We start from the raw sequence: 14916 nt of genomic DNA on the forward strand, positions 1-14916 counted from the left end.
CCATCCCGTGTCCCACACCTGTGGCCGAAACCTACCGACGGCTGGTGGAGGCTGGCAAACCCAAAAAACTCGCCGTCACCGCCTGCATGCGCAAGTACCTCACCATGCTCAACGCCATGCAGCGCGACAACCTGCCTTGGTACCCAAAAGGAAGCTCTGCATGAAATGACAGTTGACTCCTACATCACCCCTGCACAGCTAAGGTAGGTCGGGGTTACACCCCCGACGCTTGCATCCCGTCACCCCGCGCGTCGGGGACGTAGCCCCGACCTACCGGCTTGCGGGTTTGTTGAGGTAGAGCAGCAGCGTTTCATCCTTGCCGGGCAGGCGGACACTACCGTTGGCACGGAAATCCAGCTTGTGCAGCAGCGCGATCGAACGTGCGTTGCCCGGTGCGACGATCGCGCACAGGCGGCCCAATCCGAGCGTTCCGCGCGCATGGGCCAACACCCCGCGCGCCGCTTCCAGCGCATAGCCCTGCCCCGCATGGCGCTCCAGCAGTGCATAGCCGATATCCGGGTGCGGCAACGCGGCGCGATGCACCAGCCCGGCATTGCCCAGCCATGCGCCATCGCCACGCCGCTCGATGGCATACATGCCGTAGCCGTGCCGCTCGTAGCTCACCATCGGGCCATTGCGGACGCACTCGCGCGCCTGTTCCAGCGTGCGGATGCCGCGGTCGCCGATATGGCGGTGGAAGCCCGGCTCGTTGAGCAGCTCCAGCATCGCCGCGGCGTCGCCGTCGTCATCGCGCAGCAGGCGCAGCCGCAGGCGTTCGGTTTCGATCAGCATCATGCGCCCCGTCATCGTTCATCTTCGTGCAGCATCGCACCAGCAAGGGAACGGCGGGGCTGGTGGGTGCCGACCGTTGGTCGGCACATTCGGGCGGGTTGCGGCCAATGCGACACGACCAAGGGTCGTGCCCCACCACCATCCGCAGGCCCCACCGTCTCCGCCTCAGTCGAACAGCGCCTGTATCGCCGCCAAGCCCGCCTTCGCGCGTTCCTGCTTGTGCGCCGCATCGGCCACCGGGTCGGCGCCGTCGCGCTGGATCTCCGCCGCCGGCAGTTCGTCGAAGAAGCGGCTGGGCTTCAGGCGCACGTGTTCGCCGAACTTGCGGGTGAGGCGGCTGTAGCTCATCCACAGTTGAATCTTGGCGCGGGTGATGCCGACATAAAGCAGCCGCCGTTCTTCCTGCAACGTGCCTTCATCGAGGCTGACCTGGTGCGGCAGCACGCCGTCCTCGCAGCCGACGATGAACACATAGGGGAACTCCAGGCCCTTGGACGCATGCAGGGTCATCATCCGCACCTGGTTGCCGCCGTCGTCCTTGTCGTTGCGCGAGATCAGCGCCAGCTGCGCGGCCATGTCGGCGGCGCTGGCGCCACGCGGGCCGTTCTCGAACCACGCCGCCAGCTCTTCGAGGTTGTTGGCGCGGCGCTCGTAGCCGGCGGTGTCCTTGGCCTGGTGGCGCAATTCGGCCAGCAGGCCCGAATCCTTGGCCACGCGCCGCACCAGGTCGCCGGAGGAACTCTGGCGCATGTCCATGCGCAGCGCGCGCAGGATGTCGGTGAAGCGGCTCAGGCTGTTGGCCGCGCGCGGCGGCAGCTGCGCCAGCGCGCCCATCGCCTCGGCCGCCTGCGCCATCGACATGCCCTTTTCCGATGCCAGCTCGGCCAGTTTCGCCAATGTGCCGGCGCCGACGTCGCGCTTGGGCGCCTGCACCGCGCGCATGAAGGCGGTGTCGTCGTCCGGGTTCACCAGCAGCCGCAGCCATGCCAGCGTGTCCTTCACTTCCTGCCGTTCCAGGAACACGGTGCCACCGGTCAGGTGGTAGGGCACGCCGACCAACTGCATCGCTTTTTCCAGCGGCCGGCTCTGGAAATTGCCGCGGAACAGGATGCAGAAATCGCCCCACGGCACGCGCCGGCTGGTGGCGATGAACTGGATCTCGGCGGCCACCTTTTCCGCCTCGTGCTCGCTGTTGCGGCATTCCCACACGCGGATGCGCTCGCCGTCGGCCTGGTCCGACCACAGCGTCTTCAGGTGTTCGTGCGGGTTGTGCGCGATCAGCGCGTTGGCCGCGCGCAGCACGCGGTTGGAGCAGCGATAGTTCTGTTCCAGCTTGATGATCTGCAGGGCCGGGTAGTCGCGGCCCATCTGCTGCAGGTTCTCGGGGTTGGCGCCACGCCAGGCGTAGATGCTCTGGTCGTCGTCGCCCACGCAGGTGAAGTTGCCGCGCTCGCCGGCCAACTGCCTGAGCAGGCGATACTGGGCGTCGTTGGTGTCCTGGCATTCGTCCACCAGCAGGTAGCCGATGCGCTCGCGCCAGGCCACGGCGATGTCCGGGTTTTCTTCCAGCACCTGCACCGGCAGGCGGATCAGGTCGTCGAAATCCACCGCGTTGAAGGCGGTGAGCCGCGCCTGATACAGCTCGTAGACCATCGCCGCGTTCTTCTCGCGGCTGCTGCGCGCGGCGGCCATCGCCTGCTCGGGCGAGAGGCCGGCGTTCTTCGCGCGCGAGATCAGGTTCTTCATGTCCTCGATGTCGTCGGGCTTGGCGTTGCTGCCGCCGAGCAGGTCCTTGACCTGCGCCGCCGCATCGTCGGCATCGAAGATCGAGAAGCCGCGCTTCAGCCCCACCGCCGCGTGCTCGATCTGCAGGAACTTCAGGCCCAGCGCGTGGAAGGTGCAGATCGTCACGTCCTCGGCCTGCTCGCCGCGCAGGCGCTTGCCCACGCGCTCGCGCATTTCCTTGGCCGACTTGTTGGTGAAGGTGATCGCGGCGATGCGGCGGGCGGGGTAGCGGCCACTGCCGATCAGGTGGGCGATCTTCTCCACGATCACGCGGGTCTTGCCGCTGCCGGCACCGGCCAGCACCAGCAGGGGGCCTTCGGTGTGCAGCACCGCCGCGCGTTGGGGGGGGTTGAGGGAGTCCAGCATGGGGTCGGGTCTGTCGCAGGGCGGCAGTGTAAGCCATCGGCCGCGACCGCCCGGAACCATCGGCGGCGGATCGCGCCGTTACTGCGCAACTAAAGCAAGCATTGTCACTGCTGGATGTTCGGCTTCTTGATCATTTCGTGGTCACCGCAAAAGGATGCACGAGCTTGGCTGCGCGGGGGTGGGTATGAGCATGCTGTATGCGCATCCCGTGCCTGAGCCGTCGAGGAATCCCCATCCACGGGGTGTCATGCAGGCAAAAGATAGCGATAACAAATACTTATCACTATCTACATTCGATCAGGTTTACGCCAACGAATCACACGGCAAGCGATTGCAAAGCAGCATCCCTGGCTCTGCCGCAGTGAGTCTGTGCCTCTTCAGCTAACGCCCAACGCTGATCAGAAGCTCTGTGGTCAGTTTGCGACGCTCCGACTCTGATGCCATAACGCTATGGCGCTCAACGATGGCGCAGGTTGCATCTGCATAAAGTTCTCGAATTGAAGGGTGATCAGCATTGCTGACGAGCACTCTAGCGCCACGGTCTGTGGCTCGTACGAGTGCGTCTTTTAGGCGTTCCTGATCTGACCAAGAGAACAACTTCTCATTGTATTTGATGAATCCATTGTTATTGTGCTTAACGGTGTAGGGGGGGTCTGCATAAATGAAGTCCCCGCTACCGCACTGGTCAACTACACCTTCAAAATCACCAGATTGCAGGGTGACTCTAGATAGCTGCCGCGAAATGAGTTCAAAGTCGTCAGAGTCCAGTAGAACACTATTTTTTGTTCCTCTTGGAACATTAAATTCGCCACGACGATTGACGCGGTAAAGACCATTGAAGCAAGTTCGATTCAAATAGATGAAGCGAGCTGCCCTAGTCGCTTGGGCGGTCGGCGCAGAATCGCGTACCTGATAGTAGTAGTCATCACTATGGGAACGTTGGTGCTTGCGAAGCAAGTCCAACACAGATTTCCAATCGGATTTGATGGCCTTGTATGTCTCGATCAGTTCAGCATTGGCGTCGTTTAGTAGTGCTCGCTTCGGCTGCAGGCTAAAAAAAACAGCCCCGCTGCCAACAAATGGCTCGACATATCGATCTATGCCCGTTAGATCAAAGGCCATCTTGTGCGAACGCAAGAGCCAGCGCTTTCCGCCTGCCCATTTAAGAAATGGCGTTATGCTAGTAATAGAGGTGTTCATTGCTGGCTCGTAATGCTGTCGTAGTCAAAGTCATCAATGCGAGACTTCAGGATGTCGATGACTGACTCCAAGAATGGAAAATCTTCCGCTTTGTAATTGCGCCCTTCTGCGGCGTGTGCGGGTATGCGGCGTATTTCATTGAACCTGTCCATCCATTTGAGGTTCTTTGCCTGCCCCTTCTCGCCGTCAACAGGGATGTCAAAAACATCCTTGAACAGCTGCCAGCGCTCTTTGTGTTCGACGATGGATTTAAACTCAATAAAGTCCAAATAGGCTTCAAGCGGAAGTCGTGCATCAATTTCAACGTCCTGTGACTTTGTATAAGCCCTGCTTTTGATCTCTTTACTCAAGATGCCCCTCTCCCAGTAGGCGCTTTTCTCATCGCCATACATACGACGGAACACGGAGAAGATATGCTTTTGAACAATCATGTTGATCTTCTGCACTTGCTCATCTGCGGCTCGCCGCAATTCCTCAGACTGACTTAGTGCCCAGTTTTCATATCCATCAGGCTCGAAATTCGGATACGACTTCTTCATTACTTTTGCGAAGCGAAGCAATAGTTCTCTCGGTCCACCGCTGCCGAATTGAACGCTAAGCAGCGCATCCACCTCGGCATCTCCTGATTGCAGGAAGTCCAAGAGCGGAGTGATGTGCTCGCTGATGAGTGCTAGAACCTGTTGTTCGGTATGAGAATGAAGTGGCTTTGTGGTGTCCTTCTCGATGTACTTGATCAACTCTGCTAGAAGCAAAGTCAATGCCTGTACTGATTCATTTGTACAAAGCTTTCCGGGACGCCCGGATTCCCATCTTGAAACTGCTGCTTCTTGGATCTGACGGAAGTATCCGTTTAGGATCTTGATGGCCCTTTGCAGGGTGGCATTGTCGGTAGATCCGCAAAGAGCGCCCGGTTCGTAGTGTGTACGAAGCGCAACCTGTCCAAGCAGACCAGAACGCTTTAGGCCAAGTTTCACTTGCGGAACGGTTAGACACACCCTTGGTGTTCCACGTATTCCTTCAGCGGAGAAACGGCCATAAAGTGGGCTTGAAAGCTCCCGGTTCATCTGATGAATTACTCTTGCAGCGAGTGCGCCGATCCTCTCGCCAGGATTATCAGATCCCCATTTTAGTTGGCCTTCTAGGTCGTCTAATAGATTCTTAGGAACGGACTTCTGTTCGTGATTTATCGTCACGAACATATTGGCTTCTTCTTCTTTCGATATTCCTTCAAAAGCAACAACTACAAGCTTCTGATCTAAATACTCTTCTGGAAGCCCTGCATAGCCATAAAGGCGATGCTGTCCGTCAATTATCCATGCAGACTTGTACGTGCTAGGTAGATACAGATTCCCGAAATGAACATCTGTGATGGTGTCTTTCTGCAGAATGTCAAAGCGGGGAGCCTTAACAAAATTGATCAGTAGATTGTTTGGGAAGAATCCGCCATCTGAGATGAATTTGCCTATGGCCTTAAGCCGTGACTTCTGAATAAGTCTCTGATAGGTGGGATGACCTTCCGGGTCATCCAGTGTTCTGTGGTTGACGAAAGCAATCTTCAGTAGATGTCGGGGGGTTGTGACAAATGAGTAGAAATACTTTCCGCCAAGCTTTCCTCGGGTTGCCGGAACCTTGGTGTCCTTCATTTCTGGGATCGATTGATCCTTCAGGAACTCAGCCAGAAACTGAAAGCGCGCGGCTTTCCCAAGGTGATCAGCAAGCTGCGTGTAATAAGGAAGTTCGATCTCCGTAACTTGCTTGATCTTGTGGGCATTGGCTCGTGCAATGTCTTCTTCCGGCCAAATGATGTTTTCGGTGACGAAGAACCAAAGAATCTTGGGCTTGTAGTCTTTGCCGTAGAAGGATCTTATTGATGCGGCAATGTCACCTTTCAAAGCGCCAAATTCTTCAATGTCTTTCTGAAGGCTGCGCCTCTTCAGGCGCTCGCTTGATTTGCATTCTGCGACGATGACGGTCTCGTCATCCGAAGCGAATACATCAATCTGCTTCTCACCTTCTTGGTTGTTTCGCCGCTTGAGCTTGATTCGGAACTTTCGCCCGGAATTTAGCTCCGTATAGCCCATCTTGTAGAGCAGGACCCACCAGAGATTCTCTAGGCGTTCGTCAATCTTTTTTTCCCGCCTGACGACAGCGACTCCCTTTTGCTTCTTGTGGATTATCCAGCCGGAGGAAAGATGTTCGTCGATCTCTGGAGATTTGATTCGTTTCTGGTCGAACTTGGTGTTACGTCGGCGATATTCCTTGCGTAGAGAAACGGCCTTATCCAGAAGTGGATAGAGCAGTGCCTCAGATTTTGATTCCCCGTCCTTAAGTTTCGCCACGATTTCCCCCGATATTTCCTGCCAAGCCTTACCTAATACAGTTACTGAGAGAGGCTCCGAGTTGCTGAGACAACCGTAGAACTGTCAGCTCTCGCTCTTGTTCAAGAGCAATGTTGTCCTCTTAACGAGGATGGTTGGATCCACATCAAGTGCATCTGCGAGTGCGATCAGCGTGGTTATCGTCGGCTGTCGCAAGCCACGTTCAAGCAACGAGATGTAAGTCCGGTCAAGTTCGCTTTCCAAAGCTAGATCTTGCTGTGAAAGCCCACGACCAGCACGCACCTCCCGTAGCGCCTCGCCAAAGGCTTTTTGTACGGATTTGCTGTCGGTCGCCATTGACGGCCGACATTAGGGATCATGTGACTATAGTACGACGGACTATAGTCTGCGAAAATGGGACTGGGGACATCCCTACAACCGAGGCAAGGGGGAATTTATGGCTATCTGTAAGTCGTGCGGCGTAGAGCAGGCAGGCATCATGTCCGACCTATGCAGCAAGTGCATCGAAGCTCTACCACGGCCTGTCACGCCTGCGCAGCCGCACGCTACGGAGGCAACCGCTGGGGATGGTGCGCTAACGACGGAGGGGGATTACGCGGCGTTGATCGGGCAAGCAATCATCTGGCTAAGCATCGTGGGTGCCGCGATCTGCATCTTCTTGTTTGGACAGTATGAGTTGCCGGATGGACCGTACAGCACGAAGAAGGTCTGGAACACCACGTTGATCGGGTTCTATGTGGCGTCTGGTCTGAATGGCGTTTTCTTCGGCTTCTTGCTGTCCAAGATCGGAAGCGTGTTGAAGCACCTAGAGAGGCTCAGGGATAGCCGCTAAGGCCCCTGCAAGCGCGCATTGATACGGACAGAAGAATTGGAGATGACATGAAGAAGGTCTTTGCTTTACTGCTGGCCAGCCTGCTCCTCACGGCCTGCGCAACGGCAGGAACCAAGTTCGACTTCTCGCAAGCCCGTCAGATTCGCGTCGGGATGACCGAGCAGGAAGTCGTCCAACTCATGGGCAAGCCCATGTCGGTGACGGCAAGGGGCCAGAATCAAGTCTGGGTCTGGAGCTATGCCAAAGCGGGAGCGTTTTCTGTTGATAGCAAGTCGGTGTCGGTGATCTTCCAAGATGGTCGTGTAGTCGAGGCACCGAGCATCCCGGATTCCTTCAAGTAAGACCCTCGCCGGGCGCGTGCCATAGCTGGCAAAATGGATGACATGCGTCCGGTTTCCTCCAAAACGCTCTGAAAAAGGGGGCAGCGTCGCTAGGTGACGGTATTGGTGACGGTATCAATGAATTAAGATACCGCCATCAGTCGATATAACTCCAAATTATCAATAGCTTACGGAGTCATCTGGTGGCTAAGCTCTACTTATACTATTCGGCGATGAACGCCGGGAAGACCACCACCCTGCTGCAGTCGGCGCACAACTACCGCGAACGCGGCATGCGGGTGGCGATCCTGACCCCGCGGCTGGACCATCGTGCCGGCAGCGGCACCGTCGCCTCGCGGATCGGCCTGCAGGCCGAGGCCACCGCCTTCGACCATGCCACCGACCTGCAGAAACTGGTCGAAGGCGACATCGCCACGCATGGCAGGCTCGGCTGCGTGCTGGTGGACGAGGCGCAGTTCCTGAGCAAGGCGCAGGTATGGCAGTTGAGCGAGGTGGTCGACCAGCTGCGCATCCCGGTGCTGTGCTACGGGCTGCGTACCGATTTCCGCGGCGAGCTGTTCGAGGGCAGCCAGTACCTGCTGGCGTGGGCCGACGAAATGCAGGAGATCAAGACCATCTGCCACAGCGGCAAGAAGGCGACGATGACCGTGCGCGTGGACGAAAACGGCTTCGCCGTGCAGGACGGGCCGCAGGTGGAGATCGGCGGCAACGAGCGCTACGTGTCGGTCAGCCGCGCCGAGTTCAAGAAGATCACCCGCGGCGAGGGCCGCATCGAGCCGATGCAGGCGCCGTTGCCGCTGTAGGTGCGGGGCATGCCCCGCACGGGGTTTCGTGGATGCGGGGCGTGCCCCGCATGAAGCCTCGCCGGGACAGCCCCACGCGGGGCACGCCCCGCATCCACGGCCTGATCAGCGCAGCAGCGTCTGGATGCCGTGCGCGGGAATGGTGATCCGGGTCGAGGCGGTTCCCACGTAATAGTTGTACGTGATCGGCTGCCCGGTCGGGTTCATCACCACCGTCGCCAGCGTGCCATCGGCATTGACGAAGGCCGTCGCCAGCAGGTTGCTGCGGCTGCTGGCCGCGCTCACGCGCTGCGCGCCCGGGCGCAGGAACTTCGAGAAATGGCCGATGTACCAGTAGCTCGGGGTGTAGACCAGCTCGCCGCTGCGGGTGTCGGCATGGACCGGCGAGAAGCAGTAGTTGCCGACGTGGTTCGGGCCGCCGGTTTCGTCGAGCAGCATGTTCCAGTCGATCCAGGCCGACGCGCCGTTGTTGAGGTCGTGGATGATGGACGTGCCGTAGCGTTCGCCGTTGGCCCAGCGCTGCACCTGCGACCAGTCGAACTTCTCCACCGTCGCTTCGGTCAGCAACAGCACCTTGTCCGGCCATGCGTCATGCACGCGCGCCACGTTGTCGAACATGGGCTCGAAGCCGGCCCAGGTTTCGTACCAGTGGAAGCCCATGCCCCAAGCGTACTGTGCCGCCTCCGGGTCACCGAAGATCACGTTGGCACGGTGGACCATCATGTCGCGGTTGTGGTCCCACACGACGATCCTGGTATCGGCGTGTGCGCTGGCCTTGATCGTCGGGCCGAGGTGGTTCTTGAGGAAATCGCGCTCCTCCTCGGCGGTGAACAGCATCGACTCCCACGTCTGCTTGGCCATCGGCTCGTTCTGCAGGCTGATCGCCCAGACCGGGATGCCCTCGGCCTGGTAGGCGTCGAGGAACTTGACGTAGTACTTCGCCCACGCGTCCGCGTACTGCGGCAGCAGCTTGCCGCCGTGGAGCATGTCCTTGCTGTCCTTCATGAACGCCGGCGCGCTCCACGGGCTGGCCATCAGCGGCAGCGTGCCGCCTGCCGCCGCGATCGCGCGCTTGATCATCGGGATGCGGTACCTGCGGTCATGCTCGACGGAAAAGCTGGCGAGCGACGCATCGCCTTCGGCGATGTAGGTGTAGCTGCCGCTGCTGAAATCCGAGCTGTGGATGGTGGTGCGCGCCAGGGTGTAGCCGATGCCCTGCCCGGGATCGTAATAGGCGCGCAGCAGCTCCGCCTGGCGTGCGTCGTCCAGCTTGGCGAAGGTTTCGGCGGTGGCGTCGGTGATGGCCCCGCCGATGCCGAGGAATGTCTGGAAACGGCGGCCCGGTTCGACGAACACCGAGTTTTCCACTTCGGTCAGCGCATGGCCTTCGGACAATGCCGCCACCTGGCTGCGGACCATCTGCCGCGTCGCGCCCTGCGCGGTGGTGTACACGACCACCGCCTCGCCGGTCCGGTCCAGTCGTTCCCCGGCCTGCGCGGGCAACGCCATCGCCAGCAGGGACATCATCAGCATGGTTTTCATCTTGGCTCCTCGTGCGGGGCAAGCCCCGCATCTACGGTTTCGGTGTTTCGGGAATCACCTGCTTCGCCGCCGGGTCGCGGGTGGCGCAACCGCTGCCGTCCGCATGGCCGGCGCTGCAGCGGTAGACGCGCACATAGTCCACCCGCATCGTCTGCGGGTAGGCGCGCGGGTCGATGCCGGTGGCGTTGACCGTGCCGGCCCAGTCGCCGCCGACGGCGAGGTTGAGCAGCAGGTGGAACTTCGAGGCGACGTCGAACGGGGCGCCGGGCGGGGCGTCGATCCAGTTGCCCTGCGCGTCCTGCCGCTGCGAATACCAGTGTCCGGCGTGCTGGCTGGCGTAGTGCACGCCATCGACGTACCAGCGGATCTCGTCCTGCTCCCATTCCAGCGCGTAGACGTGGAAATCGTCGGCCGGGTTGGCGCCATCGGGCAATGCGTACCACGTGCCGGCATGCACGTTGCCGGGTGGTCGGCGACCGTAGTGCAACGTGCCGTGCACCCGCGTTTCCGGGGTGCCGGGGGCGGCGCCGGGCATGTCCGAAGGGGAGCCCAGATTCACCGCTTCCATGATGTCGATCTCGCCGGAAGCGGCCCAGCCGCCGTAGGGCGAACCGGTGGGCAGCATCCAGATGGCCGGCCAGCTGCCCTGTCCGGCCGGCAGCTTGGCGCGGATCTCGAAGCGGCCGAACGTCCACGCCTGCCGGCCCTTGGTGCGCAGCCGCGCCGAGGTGTACGGCAGGGTGGCGGTGGCATCGCCACGGCCGTCCGGCGACGCCGGCCCGGTCCAGTCCTCGCGGCGGGCGGCGATATGCAGCAGGCCGTCGGCGAGCCAGGCGTTGGCGCCCGGCTCGCGGTCGCGGCGCGGGGTATAGCACTGCCGTTCGTGGTTGCCGCCGCCCCAGCAGTTGTCTTCCAGCTCCCATTTCGCCGGGTCGATGCTGGTGCCGTCGAACTCGTCCTGCCAGACCAGCTCCCAACCCGTTGGCGACGCCTGCGCGCCGCCACCGGTCAGGAATGCCGCCACCAGCAGCAGCGGCCGCGGGCTCACGGCGCCGGGCACTCGACCTTGCGCTCGTAGTCGGTACCGATGCTCACCTTGGCCAGCGACAGGCGCAGGCCGGCGCTGCCGCGCAGGGCGAACGGCATGTCCAGCTTGCCGGTGTCGATGCCGGCGCCGCGCAGGCACTTGAGCGGCACGCCCAGCCGCGCCCATTCGCCGCGCGGCAGCTGCGCCAGCGCCTCGCCGATGGCCAGTTCGCCGCGGCAGCCTTCGCCGCAGCTGGCGACGTAGCCCACCTGCGCGCCGGCCGGCAATGCATCGACCCGCACGTTGGCGATCACCAGCACGTCGCCGTTGGTTTCGCGCACCAGGTCCAGCGGCGTGTTCGAGCGCAACTCGACGACGCCTGCGCCCTTGAAGTCGAACTGGCGCGCGCCTTCCTGCACCTCGGTGTTGACCGCGGCCATCGTCACCGAACCATCGGTGGTGACGACGTTGGGATGCACGACGTCCATCGCCTCGCCGTCGGCGCCGGTCAGGCGCAGGGTCAGGCCGGTGGTGGCCACGCCGCGGTCGAACCAGGTGCTGGTGCGCGAGGCATTGGGGTCGATGCCCGGGTCTTCGGACAGCGCCGGCAGGTTGCCGTCGTCGGCATAGGTCAGGCCGTAGCCGTAGGCGAACTGCGGGTCGTAGTCCTTCTGGCCGACGTTGTTGGCGTACTGGTCGGCGCGGCGCGGCCAGGAGAAGCTCAGCTTGCCGTGGAAGTCGTGCTGCACGCTGCCGTCGGGCTTGCGCAGCAGTACGTCGGCGACGCCGGCGCCTTCCGAACCGGGCAGCCATGCGGCGACGAAGGCGTCGGCGGCGTTGATCTCGCGGTTCATCCACAACGGGCGGCCGCTGAGGAACACCGCCACCACCGGGATGCCGTCGGCCTTGAGCCTGCGGATCAGTTCGAGGTCGCCGGACTTGCCGCCCTTGAACATCAGGTCGGGCAGGTCGCCCTGGAACTCGGCGTAGGGTTCCTCGCCGAACACCACCACCGCCACGTCCGGCTTGCTCTTGTAGGCGCCATCGACGGCCAGTTCGGCCTTGCCGCCGGCCGCTTCCACCTGTGCCTTCATGCCGTCCCAGATGGTGTCGGCATTGGGGAAGTCGACGCGCTTGGTGCCGTCGCCCTGCCAGGTCAGGGTCCAGCCGCCGGCCTGCTTGGCCATGTTGTCGGCGCCGTCGCCGGCCACCAGCACATGCTGCTTCGGCGCCAGCGGCAGCACGCCACCCTGGTTCTTCAGCAGCACCAGCGATTCGCGCACCGCCTGCCGCGCCACCGCGCGGTGTTCCGGCGCGCCCAGCAGCTCGAACTTGCCGCCCAGTGCGCGCGCCGATGGCCGGGGCTTCTCGAACAGGCCCATGCGGAACTTGGCGCGCAGGATGCGGCGCACCGCGTCGTCCAGCCGCGCCATCGGCAACGTCCCGTCCTTGGCGTGGGCCAGGGTGCTTTCGTACATGCCCTTCCAGCTGTCCGGCGCCATCGCCATGTCCAACCCGGCGATGTAGGTCTGCGCGCAGTCGGTGTTGCTGCAGCCCTTGACCTGGCCGTGGCCGTTCCAGTCGCCGACGACGAAGCCGCCGAAGTGCATGCGTTCTTTGAGCACATCGGTCAGCAGCGGCTTGTGGCCGTGCATCTTCTCGCCGTGGAAGCTGTTGAACGAGGCCATCACCGACTGCGCACCGGCGGCGACCGCCGGCACGTAGCCGGCGGCGTGGATGTCGCGCAGTTGCGCTTCGCTGACCGTGGTGTCGCCCTGGTCCTTGCCGTTGTCGGTGCCGCCATCGCCGAGGAAGTGCTTGACCGTGGTCATCACGTGGTGGTCGTCGAGGAAGTCCGGCGCGCCGGCCTTGCCCTGCAATCCTTCGACGAACACGCCGGCGTAGCTGGCCACCAGCGCCGGGTCTTCCGAATAGCCTTCGTAGGCGCGGCCCCAGCGGTCGTCCTGCGGCACCGCCACGGTCGGCGCGAAGGTCCATTCCATGCCGGTGGTGCGGGTTTCGATGGCGGTGATGCGGGCGATCTCGCGCAGCAACTCAGGGTCGCGGGTGGCACCGAGGCCGACGTTGTGCGGGAACAGGGTGGCGCCGACCACGTTGCTCTGGCCGTGCATGGCGTCGATGCCCCAGATGATCGGGATCGCCTTGCCGCCGCCGCGGGTATCCATCGACGCTTCCCAGAACGCGTCGGCCAGCGCCAGCCAGTCCTTGGGCGGGGCGTTGTACTTGCCGCCGGGGTCGGAGCCGCCACCGGCCAGGATCGAGCCGAGCCGGTACTTGCGCACGTCGTCGGGGGTGATGCTGGCGATGTCGCCCTGCACGATCTGGCCGACCTTTTCCTCCAGCGTCATCGTGGCCATCAGTGCATCGATGCGCCGCTCCAGTGCCGGGTCCGCGGCCAGCGGCCACGCCGGTTGCGGCCAGTGCGCCGGGTCGATCGAGCCGACGCCGGCTTCGGCGGCGGAAACGGGCGGCGGAGCGAGGGCCGGCATGCAGGCCAGTGCCAGCGCGGCGCACAGCGAAAGCGGGCGCAGGCGGCGGCCGGGGACGGACGGGCGGGAGTGCGGGAGGCGAGGCTTCATGGGCGGCGGGCTTCCTGGGCGGGAGGACGGGGAATGCACGATTTTGTGCAGGACACCATGACAGCGTTGTCAGGCAGCAGGCAGAATAGCGCCAGTCCGCCACGATGGCTTGCTGCACAGCGGCATGCCGCATGCGGATAGAGTTGCACCTGTATCCAGGTGCGATGGCACGGGCCTGGCGGGAACCGGAAACGACATGACTGGCAAGAATCGGGCGGTGGCTGAACCCACGCAAGCATCGGCAGGCAAGGCCGGGCGCGTGCGCATCGAGGACGTGGCGGCAATGGCCGGTGTATCGATGAAGACCGTCTCGCGGGTGCTCAACCACGAGCCCAACGTGTCCGAGCGTACCCGCAAGCTGGTCGAGGCGGCGGTGGAGAAGCTGCGCTACCGCCCGTTGCCCTCGGCGCGGACGCTGGCCGGGCGGCGCTCGTACCTGGTGGCGATGCTGTTCGACAACCCCTCCTCCAACTACCTGATGGAGATCGAGCTGGGCGTGCTCGACGCCTGCCAGGCGCAGCACTACAACCTGATGCTGGCGCCGCTGGTCTACGACGCCGGCGACATCGTGGACAAGGTCGAGTCGCTGATCATGCAGTCGCAGCTGGATGGCATCGTGCTCACCCCGCCGCTCACCGACGACACCGCGCTGCTGGAACGGCTCGTCGCCTTGGGTATTCCCCATTCGAGCATCTCGGCCAAGGAACAGAACCGCCACGTCGGCGTGGTCGTCGACGAGATCGGCGCGGTCTGCGCGCTGATGGCGCACCTGGCCTCGCTCGGCCACACCCGCATCGCCCACATCAAGGGCCACGCCGCGCACGGCGCCAGCATGTGGCGCCTGGCCGGCTACCGCGAGGGCCTGCGCCGCGCCGGGCTGCGCTACGACGGCTCGCTGGTGATCGACGGCGAGTTCTCCTACGAATCGGGCTACGCCGGCGCCAACCTCCTGCTGGACCTGCCCGAGCGGCCCACCGCCATCTTCGCCGCCAACGACGACATGGCCGCCGGCGTCATCAGCGCCGTCTGCGAGCGCGGCCTCTCCGTGCCGGGCGACGTCTCCGTCTGCGGCTTCGACGACACGCCGATCTCCCGCCAGATCTACCCGGCGATGACCACGGTGCGGCAGCCCACGCGCGAGATGGGCCGGCTCGCCGGGCTGGAACTGATAAAGGAAATCCGCGAGATGGGCAGCGGCGGCGTGGTCGACGTGCTCTATACGCTGCAGGTCCGCCGCTCCACCGGCCCGGCACCCGCCTGAGTCCACCACGGCACGAGGCCTGCCCTGC

11 protein-coding genes and 2 pseudogenes are annotated in these 14916 nt (G+C 62.7%); 5 read left to right on the forward strand and 8 right to left on the reverse strand.

What is annotated here, in order from left to right:
- Positions 1-164, forward strand: a pseudogene (locus ABB34_RS15585) (IS110 family transposase); the annotation flags it as partial.
- Between the two features lie 106 nt (positions 165-270).
- Here ABB34_RS15585 and ABB34_RS01095 read toward each other — a convergent pair.
- Together ABB34_RS01095 and ABB34_RS01100 are read right to left on the reverse strand one after the other, a co-directional pair.
- A complete protein-coding gene (locus ABB34_RS01095) occupies positions 271-795 on the reverse strand; it encodes a GNAT family N-acetyltransferase (protein ID WP_057639410.1) in 525 nt (174 codons plus the stop codon).
- 162 nt (positions 796-957) lie between these two features.
- Entirely contained in the window at positions 958-2940 is a 1983-nt protein-coding gene (locus ABB34_RS01100) for a UvrD-helicase domain-containing protein (RefSeq protein ID WP_152979466.1), read from the reverse strand.
- Positions 2941-2993: 53 nt separating this feature from the next.
- Here ABB34_RS01100 and ABB34_RS14705 point away from each other — a divergent pair.
- Positions 2994-3131 (forward strand): annotated as a pseudogene (locus ABB34_RS14705) (JAB domain-containing protein); the annotation flags it as partial.
- 193 nt (positions 3132-3324) lie between these two features.
- On the opposite strand, the gene ABB34_RS14710 reads toward ABB34_RS14705, so the two are convergent.
- The 3 genes from ABB34_RS14710 to ABB34_RS14720 form a co-directional block, all read right to left on the reverse strand.
- Complete coding sequence (locus ABB34_RS14710) at positions 3325-4143, reverse strand: DNA adenine methylase (protein WP_083490010.1); 819 nt, start codon at positions 4141-4143, stop codon at positions 3325-3327.
- Positions 4140-6482, reverse strand: coding sequence for a DGQHR domain-containing protein (locus tag ABB34_RS14715; protein WP_152979461.1), 2343 nt, complete (start codon positions 6480-6482; stop codon positions 4140-4142). Before ABB34_RS14715 ends, ABB34_RS14710 begins: the two co-directional genes overlap by 4 nt.
- Before the next feature lie 84 nt (positions 6483-6566).
- Complete coding sequence (locus tag ABB34_RS14720) at positions 6567-6818, reverse strand: helix-turn-helix domain-containing protein (protein ID WP_083490012.1); 252 nt, start codon at positions 6816-6818, stop codon at positions 6567-6569.
- A 543-nt stretch (positions 6819-7361) separates the two neighbouring features.
- Between ABB34_RS14720 and bamE the strand changes: the two genes are divergently transcribed.
- Together bamE and ABB34_RS01120 are read left to right on the forward strand one after the other, a co-directional pair.
- Entirely contained in the window at positions 7362-7655 is a 294-nt protein-coding gene (bamE, locus tag ABB34_RS01115) for an outer membrane protein assembly factor BamE domain-containing protein (RefSeq protein WP_057639396.1), read from the forward strand.
- Between the two features lie 182 nt (positions 7656-7837).
- Positions 7838-8458, forward strand: coding sequence for a thymidine kinase (locus ABB34_RS01120; protein ID WP_057639397.1), 621 nt, complete (start codon positions 7838-7840; stop codon positions 8456-8458).
- 105 nt (positions 8459-8563) lie between these two features.
- Here ABB34_RS01120 and ABB34_RS01125 read toward each other — a convergent pair whose 3' ends face one another.
- From ABB34_RS01125 to ABB34_RS01135, 3 genes are read right to left on the reverse strand one after another with little or no spacing between them, the layout of a single operon-like run.
- Positions 8564-10000 carry a glycoside hydrolase family 30 protein gene (locus tag ABB34_RS01125; RefSeq protein ID WP_152979463.1) on the reverse strand — a complete coding sequence of 479 codons (1437 nt, stop codon included), beginning with the start codon at positions 9998-10000 and terminating at the stop codon, positions 8564-8566.
- A 31-nt stretch (positions 10001-10031) separates the two neighbouring features.
- Positions 10032-11048: a glycoside hydrolase family 16 protein gene (locus ABB34_RS01130; RefSeq protein ID WP_211258136.1), complete on the reverse strand. Its 1017-nt coding sequence runs from the start codon at positions 11046-11048 to the stop codon at positions 10032-10034.
- Positions 11045-13627, reverse strand: coding sequence for a glycoside hydrolase family 3 protein (locus ABB34_RS01135; RefSeq protein WP_057639399.1), 2583 nt, complete (start codon positions 13625-13627; stop codon positions 11045-11047). The genes ABB34_RS01130 and ABB34_RS01135 overlap by 4 nt, the downstream gene beginning before the upstream one ends.
- Before the next feature lie 196 nt (positions 13628-13823).
- Here ABB34_RS01135 and ABB34_RS01140 point away from each other — a divergent pair, with 196 nt between their 5' ends.
- On the forward strand, positions 13824-14888 hold the full coding sequence (locus ABB34_RS01140; protein WP_083490013.1) for a LacI family DNA-binding transcriptional regulator: 1065 nt from the start codon (positions 13824-13826) through the stop codon (positions 14886-14888).
- The last annotated feature ends 28 nt before the right edge of the window (positions 14889-14916 follow it).

Source organism: Stenotrophomonas daejeonensis (assembly GCF_001431505.1).
Lineage (GTDB): Bacteria > Pseudomonadota > Gammaproteobacteria > Xanthomonadales > Xanthomonadaceae > Stenotrophomonas > Stenotrophomonas daejeonensis.